An 8,014-nucleotide genomic window follows, 5' to 3' on the forward strand; every position below is an offset into this window, starting at 1 on the left:
TTCGCATCCACTAAACCAATCTCCTCTACTCATGTTTTCTGAGACTAGTATAGCTAGATTTCTACTTTATCGGAAGATACCTTGTTATTGGGCGCTTACTGCTTTCCCACTTAAGCTAGAAGGTCTGATTAAAGGAAAAACGCTGTGGGGAAAGCACTCCCACACAACGTTTCATCACTTATTCTTAAAGCACGGCATCCCGCATTTTATAGCCAACCCCTCGAACAGTTTCGATGTAACTAGCCTGGCCTGGAACATCAATTTTACCGCGAAGATAGCGGATATAAACATCCACGATATTGGTACCAGACGGGTTCTCGTATTTCCAAATCCGCTCCAACAGCTCTTCACGGCTAAGGGCACTGGAACTAGCCATCAGGGTTACTAGCAGGTCATACTCGCGGCGGGTTAGGGCTAGCGGCTCCCCATTGCGGTAAACCAAATGATTTACCAAATCAACCGTCAGATGGCGATGCTTGGTTATTTTTTGCATTTGGCTGCAATGTTTATCAATAAAATCCCGCCCTCTAAATATAGAGGCAATTTGCTCCAACAAAATCGATGCCACAAAGGGCTTCACGGCTGCTAAGACCGCATAACGTTGGATGAGCTCCTGCTGCAGCTGCAGATCCTCGGGGCTAGCCAAGGCAATCAACACCGCTGCAGGCCGAACCTGTTCCAAGGTTTTGAAAAAGGCTTGATTGGATTCCAGGCCGGCTTGAAGGTCAAAAAGAAATAAGTCAATCGCTCTGGTAGCTGCTAATTCAAGAGCCTCCTGCTGGTCTTCAAGCCACTGAACTTCATAGCCAGCAGACTCCAACTCAAGGCTGAGGAAACGAGCCAAGTGGCAGTCCTGTTCAATTAGTACAATACGTTTCCCCATAAGATCTCCTTATTCTTCAGAATACCAAGAGTAGTGATAGATTCCTTCTTTATCTTTTCGTTCATACGTATGGGCACCGAAGTAATCCCGCTGAGCTTGAATCAAGTTGGCTGGTAAATCAGCAGCTCGGTAGCTATCGTAATAGTTAATCGCGCTCGCAAAGGTTGGAACTGGGACTCCGTGCTGGATCGCCAAGGCTACAACCTCACGCACCGCTGCTTGATAATCTGCAGTCACTTGACGGAAATAGTCATTCAAGAGAAGATTTGGTAGATCAGCATCTTCCTTGTAGGCATCTGTAATTGTTTGCAAGAAACGAGCACGGATAATACATCCTGCACGCCAGATCGATGCAATCTCCCCAAATGGTAGATTCCAATTCTCTTCCTTACTAGCCACGCGCAATTGGGCGAAACCTTGTGCGTACGACATAATTTTTGAGAAGTAAAGGGCCTTACGGATTTTCTCAATCAACTCTGCCCGATCCCCTTCATAAGCTACCGCAGAAGGTCCTGCTAGGACTTTGCTGGCTGCTAAACGCTCTTCCTTGTAGGTCGAGATATAACGTGCAAACACAGATTCTGTAATCAAGGGGAGTGGAACTCCAAGATCCAGAGCGGATTGACTGGTCCACTTACCTGTTCCCTTGTTACCAGCTGCATCCAAAATATAATCAACAATTGGTCCATCTTGACCTTGGTCATCCTTGCGGCGAAGAATATCGGCTGTGATTTCAATCAGATAGGAATCCAATTCTCCTTGGTTCCACTCGGTGAAAATATCAGCCATCTCTTCTGCAGACAAACCAAGCAGACCTTTCATAAGGTCATAACTTTCAGCAATCAATTGCATGTCCCCATACTCAATTCCGTTGTGGACCATTTTTACATAGTGACCGGCACCATTTGGACCAATATAAGTCACACAAGGAGCGCCATCTTCAGGCGCCTTGGCAGAAATTTCTTCCAAAACATCAGCAACCAATTCATAGGCCTCTTTTTGACCACCTGGCATGATGGATGGCCCTTCCAAGGCTCCCTTTTCACCACCAGAAACACCTGTTCCGATAAAGTTAATGCCAGAATCTGCTAGCTCCTCATTCCGACGAATGGTATCTTTGTAGAAGGTGTTTCCTCCATCAATAAGGATATCCCCTTTGCCCAAGTAAGGAAGGAGCGCTTGAATAGTCGCGTCCGTACCTGCACCCGCCTGAACCATCAACATAATGCGACGTGGTTTTTCAATCGATGCCACAAATGATTCCACATCATAGCTCGGCACAAAATTCTTATCGGGATGGCTTGCAATAACATCCTCTGTCTTTTCTTTACTACGGTTATAAATAGCAACCGTATAACCACGAGACTCAATATTGAGCGCTAAATTGCGTCCCATAACAGCCATACCAACAACACCAAAATTTGCTTTTGACATGAGTTTCTCCTTAAACTATTTGCTTCCATTATACCACCTAAAAAAATCTTCTGCAATTTTTCGAAAACAGCAAAAAAAGAGGCTGGGACAAAAGTCTAGCCTCTCTCTTTATGATTAGCAAAATACCTTTGACGCAGTAGTTGATCGGGTCTAACAGCATTATATACTGTTAGAGAGTACCAAATCTTGTTTGCGAAGCAAACTCCACTCGTTCGCTTGATAGCGAACATTTCATGTTCGTCCATATCATAGGCTCAGCGAGTCAATTCCTGACTCGCTGAGAGGACTCCGAACCTGACCTAATCAACCCGAGCCAAGGAATAAGAAAGCGAATAAACTAAATTTTTTCAAATTTAGTTCTGTCCCACTCCCAAATAAGGGTCAATCTTCTGTAAATAGGTCTTGAAGAGAAGCAAAAGGGCTATTCTCTTTCTTGGCCTCAGCCTGCTGCTGAAGATAATCTTCCTCTGAGAGAACCTGCCAGGATTGTCCCTGAGGCATACTTGCTTCCGTTTCTTCTTCTGGTGTCAGAACTTTGAGCGGAATTTCTAACAAGATATTGTCTGCGACACTGTCTTCCAGACTAATCCCCTCTCCCTCAATCAGTAGTAAATATAGGGCTTCCTCGTCGCTCAAAGCAGAAGCTTCTTCAGAATCTCCAAAAACCTCTGTAATCAGACGATTTTCTTCAAGGACCACAGGCTCTAAACTTCGACTAGAGGCCAGTGTAATCTCATAGGACAACTGGTAGTCTAGGAAATAGAGTCCTTTTTCATAAGTCACTTTCCCAACGGCCCGCAAGTGCTGTAAATCCAAAATCTCTGGATTCCGCTCCTGAAGGGATTTCAATAAATCTAGTTCTTGGTCAAAGCTAAGGCCATCCGGCTGACGGCGAATTTCTTGTAAATGAAACATGGTTCTCCTTACATTTCTTCCAAACGAGCAATCCGTTCAGGAATCGGTGGGTGGGTGTAGAACAGCCGCTGGAGGCTGCTGGTCTTACGAGGTTCATTGATGTAGAGTGCCGCACTGGCATCATCTACGGGACGCTTGCTAGCTGGTCCCCCTTCTAGTTTTTGAAGGGCGGAAATCATCCCTTTGGGATTGCGTGTCAATTCCACACTGGAAGCATCTGCCAAAAACTCCCGCTGACGGGAAATGGCTAGCTGCACCAAGGTTGCTGCCAAGGGGGCCAAGACAATCGCCAACAAGGACAAGAGAAGAAAAATCACATTGGCAGCTCCCTGTTGGTTCTCATCAGAGGACGAACGCCGACGGCCACCCATACTGTACCAGAGATTTCTCCCAGCTATATTGGATAACATGGTCACCGCACTGGTCAAGGCCACAGCAATAGTCGAAATGCGAATATCATAATTGCGGATGTGACTGACTTCATGGCCCATCACCGCTTCTAACTCTTGACGGTTCATCATATTTAACAAACCTGTCGTCGCAGCAACGGCAGCATTTTTGGGATTGGAACCTGTCGCAAAGGCATTGGGGGACGGATCTTGAACCACATAGACCCGTGGCATGGGAATCTGCGCCACTAACGCCATATCTTCCACAATATGGTAGTAGTCCGGATAATCCTTCTCCTGAATCTCCTGGGCTCCGTTCATATACATGACCATTTCCGTCGCTTGGAAAATCATGCTCAGAGCATAGATACCACCAATGATAAAGGCTGTTAAAACACCGCCCCAGACATTCCCCAACCAGAGATAACCAACTGCAGCTCCCATCAAAGCCAAGAGGAGAAAAAAGACAAAGAGCAGCACCCAAGTACGCCTTTTATTACTTGCAATTTGGTCAAATAACATGTCAGTCTCCTAGCCCATTGCTTCCAAAATCAATTTTCGGAACTGCCTTTTCTGCTTCAGGAATTTGTAGGAAGTCCTCTGGTTGAAAATGGAAAAAGTTGGCAATAATATTGGTTGGAACCGTCTCTAATTTTGTGTTGTATTTAGCGGTTACACTGTTATAGAGCTGCCGTGAATAGGCGATTTTATTTTCTGTATTGGTCAATTCCTCTTGCAGCTGCAAGTAGTTCGTATTGGCTTTCAAATCTGGGTAATTCTCTGCAATCGCAAAAACACCTGACACCTGACGACTAAGCGCATCACTGGCTGCCATAGCCTCAGCTGGACTCGCCGCTTGCTGAACCTGGGTGCGGAGGCTAGTAATTTTATCCAGGGTAGACTGTTCGTACTTACCATAGCCTTTCACCGTTTCAATCAAATTCGGAATTAAATCATTACGGCGCTTTAATTGTACATCGATCTGACTCCAAGCTTCCTGGGTCTGCATACGGGCACGAATCAGGCCATTATAAGCCACCACTCCAAAAATAAGTAGGACAATCAAAATTCCAATAATAAGCAACATTTAGCGACATCCTTCCTTCTATAAAGCTAGTACTAGTATATCAAAATTAGGGGTAAATGTGTTAGAATAAAGGGAAAGAGGGAGGGGTTATGAAACCAGAATTATTCTACCAAAAACTTGAAGAACAGGGATTTTCTCTGACGGAAAAACAAAAGCAACAATTTGAAGATTACTATAAATTACTAGTTGAATGGAATCAAAAAATCAATCTTACAGCCATCACGGAAAAAAACGAAGTCTACCTCAAGCACTTCTATGACTCCTTGGCTCCTGTCCTCATGGGCGAGATCACCAATCAGCCCCTAGAGCTACTTGATATCGGAGCGGGAGCTGGTTTTCCGAGTCTACCTATGAAAATTTTACTACCTGAACTAGAGGTCACCATTATTGACTCGCTCAATAAACGTATCCAGTTCCTAGAGCTGCTGGCTGACAAACTTCAGCTAGACAAGGTTCACTTTATCCATGGCCGTGCCGAAGATTTAGGGCAGGACAAGACCTACCGGGCCCACTTTGATATCGTCACCGCCCGAGCAGTCGCGCGACTTCCTATCCTTGCAGAATTGACAATTCCCTTTCTCAAAATCGGTGGTCGCCTCCAAGCCCTCAAAGCCAGCGATGCACAAGAAGAGATCCAGGAAGCCCAAAACGCTTTAACCAGCCTTTTCACCAAGCTTGTTCAATCTCAAAACTACCAACTGCCTAATGGCGATCCCCGTACCTTAACAACCTTGGAAAAACGCAAAGAAACGCCTAACAAATATCCACGCAAGGCCGGGATTCCCAACAAACGCCCCTTATAGAAGAAAAAAGACAGAAATTGCAACTTCTGTCTTTTCTTTTCGAATAAATAAAGTAAAGAGGGACTTCCTTACGGATTCATATTCACCCGATGCCACTCATTAATAACATAAGCCAATTGTCCGACCTGGTAAAGACCAACACCACTAATTTCCGTAGAAGCTGTTGTGGTCCCACCTAGACCAGCGGTATAAAGAGCTACCAAATAAGGCGTCTCCTCATAAACAACCGCATTCACATTCAAGGCTTCATTGACATAGCCTGGTTTTTGATCAATTTTAAGACCTGGTAAGAGACTCTTGTAGTACTCGCCTGGGAAAGATTCACCCGTCAAGCGTAGAATCTCAGAATATTTTTTCTGGTCCTTCCAGAGGTGCTCCAATACCTGGATGAAGTAATCCGTTGTGGTTTTGTTTTGTAAGGAGATCGTTTTAATCTCAGCAGACTTGGAGGTTCCATAACGGTCATACATGGTATAAACCTTATCCATTCCCCCCAAGCGTTCCGCTAGCGCATAGGCTGGGGTATTTTCAGAATAAACAAGAGAATACACCTGCATATCTGGGATCGTCATCATCCCACCAAAAGCAGCCACATAGTTGTCATGCTCCCCCTGGTATTCATATTGGGTATTGGTGATATCGAATTCATCTTCGAGACTTAATTTCCCCTTGGCCACTTCATCCATAACCAACATATTGAGCGGAAGCTTGTAAGTGGAACCCGCTGTCATCGGCTGAGTATCATTAAAGGAGAAACGTTCATTACTGTTAATATTTTTATAGGAAAAAGCAACCTGTGAATGGTCAATCCCATACTCGTCCATATAAGCTTTAACCGTGTCCTCTAATGACAAATTCGCATAATCATAGTAGAGGCCATAGCTATTCATCGTATCCTCATCCTCGGCCATGACTTTTTGCTTGGCAGCCTTACTTTTATTGGTTGGAACTACCTTTTCTTCTTCAGTCTCTTGTTCCTTTTTTTCCTCTTGTTTCTTCCCAGTTATTTGACCAACCATTTGGGAAAATAAATTAGAGTCGGAATGTGATCCTGCCACAAAGACAGCAGCAATAAAGGCTAGAGAGGCTAGCCCAATCAATAATCCAACAATCCACTTACTATACTTCTTCATAATTCCTCACCTTATAAAATTTCAACTCATATATTATAAGACATCTAAAATTAAAAAACAATAGGAAACAAAAAAGTTCGAGTGGGAAAACTCGAACTTTTTTCTTAAGCCATAGCAGGATCTAATACTTCACCAATGGTAGCTAGACGCTCAACAACCTCTGCCTCTGTCAAACCATTCTCCGAAACATAACGGTTACGAGGATGAACACGACATTCGTGGCTGCATCCACGAAGGTATTTATCTTCATTCTCAACTGAAGTCAAGATGCGACGATTACAGAAAGGATTTCCACAGTTTACATAACGTTCACATGGAGTTCCATCAAACCAATCTTTTCCGACCACAACTGGATTTACATGGTTGATGTCAACAGCAATCCGCTCATCGAAAACGTACATTTTTCCATCCCAAAGCTCTCCTTGAACTTCTGGATCTTTTCCATATGTTGCGATTCCTCCGTGAAGCTGACCAACATCTTTGTAACCCTCACGAACCATCCAACCAGAAAATTTCTCACAGCGAACACCACCGGTACAGTAAACAACCACGCGTTTATCCATAAATTCTTCTTTATGGTCCCGAACCCATTGTGGCAATTCACGGAAATTACGGATATCTGGACGAATAGCACCTCGGAAATGACCCAAATCGTACTCGTAGTCATTTCGTGTATCCAAAACAATCGTATCCTCATCCAAAAGCGCTTCTTTAAATTCTTTTGGTGATAGGTAAGCTCCAGTTGTTTCAAGCGGATTGATATCCGCATCAAAGTCATTGTCCTCTAGACCAAGGTGAACAATCTCTTTTTTATAACGAACAAACATCTTTTTAAAAGCTTGCTCTTCTTCTAAGTCAATTTTAAACCAAAGATCTTCCATTCCTGGTAGTGAGTGAACATAGTCCATATACTTCTGAGTTGTTTCAAAGTCACCAGAAACGGTCCCGTTGATCCCCTCATCCGCTACCAAAATCCGACCTTTCAGACCAATCGACTTACAAAAGGCCAAGTGGTCTTTGGTAAACTGTTCCGCATTTTCAATCGGAACATACTTGTAATACAATAGAACACGAATATCTTTTGCCATAAGATTTCATTCTCCTTTAAACTAACATTTGAATTTCAAATTCAATCCATTATAACTTGAAATGAAGGAAAACCCAAGGGTTTTTACTTAAAAGCAAGAAAAAAAGCCCCAAGGGGCAAGAACTCCGCCAGTAGGACTCGAACCTACGACATCATGATTAACAGTCATGCGCTACTACCAACTGAGCTATGGCGGATAAAGAAAAGCTAAGCGACTACCATATCTCACAGGGGGCAACCCCCAACTACTTCCGGCGTTCTAGGTCTTAACTTCTGTGTTCGG

At 43.9% G+C, this 8,014-nt stretch carries 8 protein-coding genes and 1 tRNA gene; 1 reads left to right on the forward strand and 8 read right to left on the reverse strand.

Translation table 11 applies throughout. The annotated features are described in order from the left end of the window. Positions 1 to 184: 184 nt before the first annotated feature. From E5983_RS07610 to E5983_RS07630, 5 genes are all read right to left on the reverse strand, one after another. Positions 185 to 883: a winged helix-turn-helix transcriptional regulator gene (locus E5983_RS07610; protein ID WP_160333270.1), complete on the reverse strand. Its 699-nt coding sequence runs from the start codon at positions 881 to 883 to the stop codon at positions 185 to 187. 9 nt (positions 884 to 892) lie between these two features. Next, positions 893 to 2,317 (reverse strand): NADP-dependent phosphogluconate dehydrogenase, encoded by a 1,425-nt coding sequence (gndA, locus tag E5983_RS07615; RefSeq protein ID WP_160333271.1) that lies wholly within the window; start codon positions 2,315 to 2,317, stop codon positions 893 to 895. A gap of 381 nt (positions 2,318 to 2,698) precedes the next feature. Further along, complete coding sequence (locus E5983_RS07620; protein ID WP_160333272.1) at positions 2,699 to 3,232, reverse strand: DUF177 domain-containing protein; 534 nt, start codon at positions 3,230 to 3,232, stop codon at positions 2,699 to 2,701. A gap of 8 nt (positions 3,233 to 3,240) precedes the next feature. After that, entirely contained in the window at positions 3,241 to 4,143 is a 903-nt protein-coding gene (gene htpX, locus E5983_RS07625) for a zinc metalloprotease HtpX (protein WP_160333273.1), read from the reverse strand. A gap of 1 nt (position 4,144) precedes the next feature. Beyond that, positions 4,145 to 4,708, reverse strand: a complete 564-nt coding sequence (locus tag E5983_RS07630) for a LemA family protein (protein ID WP_160333274.1) — start codon at positions 4,706 to 4,708, stop codon at positions 4,145 to 4,147. An 89-nt stretch (positions 4,709 to 4,797) separates the two neighbouring features. Here E5983_RS07630 and rsmG point away from each other — a divergent pair, with 89 nt between their 5' ends. Beyond that, a complete protein-coding gene (gene rsmG / locus E5983_RS07635) occupies positions 4,798 to 5,511 on the forward strand; it encodes a 16S rRNA (guanine(527)-N(7))-methyltransferase RsmG (protein ID WP_160333275.1) in 714 nt (237 codons plus the stop codon). A 68-nt stretch (positions 5,512 to 5,579) separates the two neighbouring features. On the opposite strand, the gene E5983_RS07640 is transcribed toward rsmG, so the two are convergent. From E5983_RS07640 to E5983_RS07650, 3 genes are all read right to left on the reverse strand, one after another. Next, positions 5,580 to 6,644 carry a serine hydrolase gene (locus tag E5983_RS07640; RefSeq protein ID WP_160333276.1) on the reverse strand — a complete coding sequence of 355 codons (1,065 nt, stop codon included), beginning with the start codon at positions 6,642 to 6,644 and terminating at the stop codon, positions 5,580 to 5,582. A 104-nt stretch (positions 6,645 to 6,748) separates the two neighbouring features. Continuing rightward, positions 6,749 to 7,732 (reverse strand): oxygen-dependent tRNA uridine(34) hydroxylase TrhO, encoded by a 984-nt coding sequence (gene trhO / locus E5983_RS07645; protein ID WP_160333277.1) that lies wholly within the window; start codon positions 7,730 to 7,732, stop codon positions 6,749 to 6,751. A 122-nt stretch (positions 7,733 to 7,854) separates the two neighbouring features. Continuing rightward, positions 7,855 to 7,928: transfer RNA gene (locus E5983_RS07650), tRNA-Asn, on the reverse strand. Between the last annotated feature and the right edge of the window lie 86 nt (positions 7,929 to 8,014).

The organism is Streptococcus danieliae (assembly GCF_009767945.1).
Classification (GTDB): Bacteria; Bacillota; Bacilli; order Lactobacillales; family Streptococcaceae; genus Streptococcus; species Streptococcus danieliae.

Coding starts and splice junctions, on each gene's coding strand:
- htpX (WP_160333273.1), bottom strand. CDS start 4,143: ATGTTATTTGACCAAATTGCAAGTAATAAAAGGCGTACTTGGGTGCTG.
- E5983_RS07610 (WP_160333270.1), bottom strand. CDS start 883: ATGGGGAAACGTATTGTACTAATTGAACAGGACTGCCACTTGGCTCGT.
- rsmG (WP_160333275.1), top strand. CDS start 4,798: ATGAAACCAGAATTATTCTACCAAAAACTTGAAGAACAGGGATTTTCT.
- E5983_RS07630 (WP_160333274.1), bottom strand. CDS start 4,708: ATGTTGCTTATTATTGGAATTTTGATTGTCCTACTTATTTTTGGAGTG.
- E5983_RS07640 (WP_160333276.1), bottom strand. CDS start 6,644: ATGAAGAAGTATAGTAAGTGGATTGTTGGATTATTGATTGGGCTAGCC.
- gndA (WP_160333271.1), bottom strand. CDS start 2,317: ATGTCAAAAGCAAATTTTGGTGTTGTTGGTATGGCTGTTATGGGACGC.
- trhO (WP_160333277.1), bottom strand. CDS start 7,732: ATGGCAAAAGATATTCGTGTTCTATTGTATTACAAGTATGTTCCGATT.
- E5983_RS07620 (WP_160333272.1), bottom strand. CDS start 3,232: ATGTTTCATTTACAAGAAATTCGCCGTCAGCCGGATGGCCTTAGCTTT.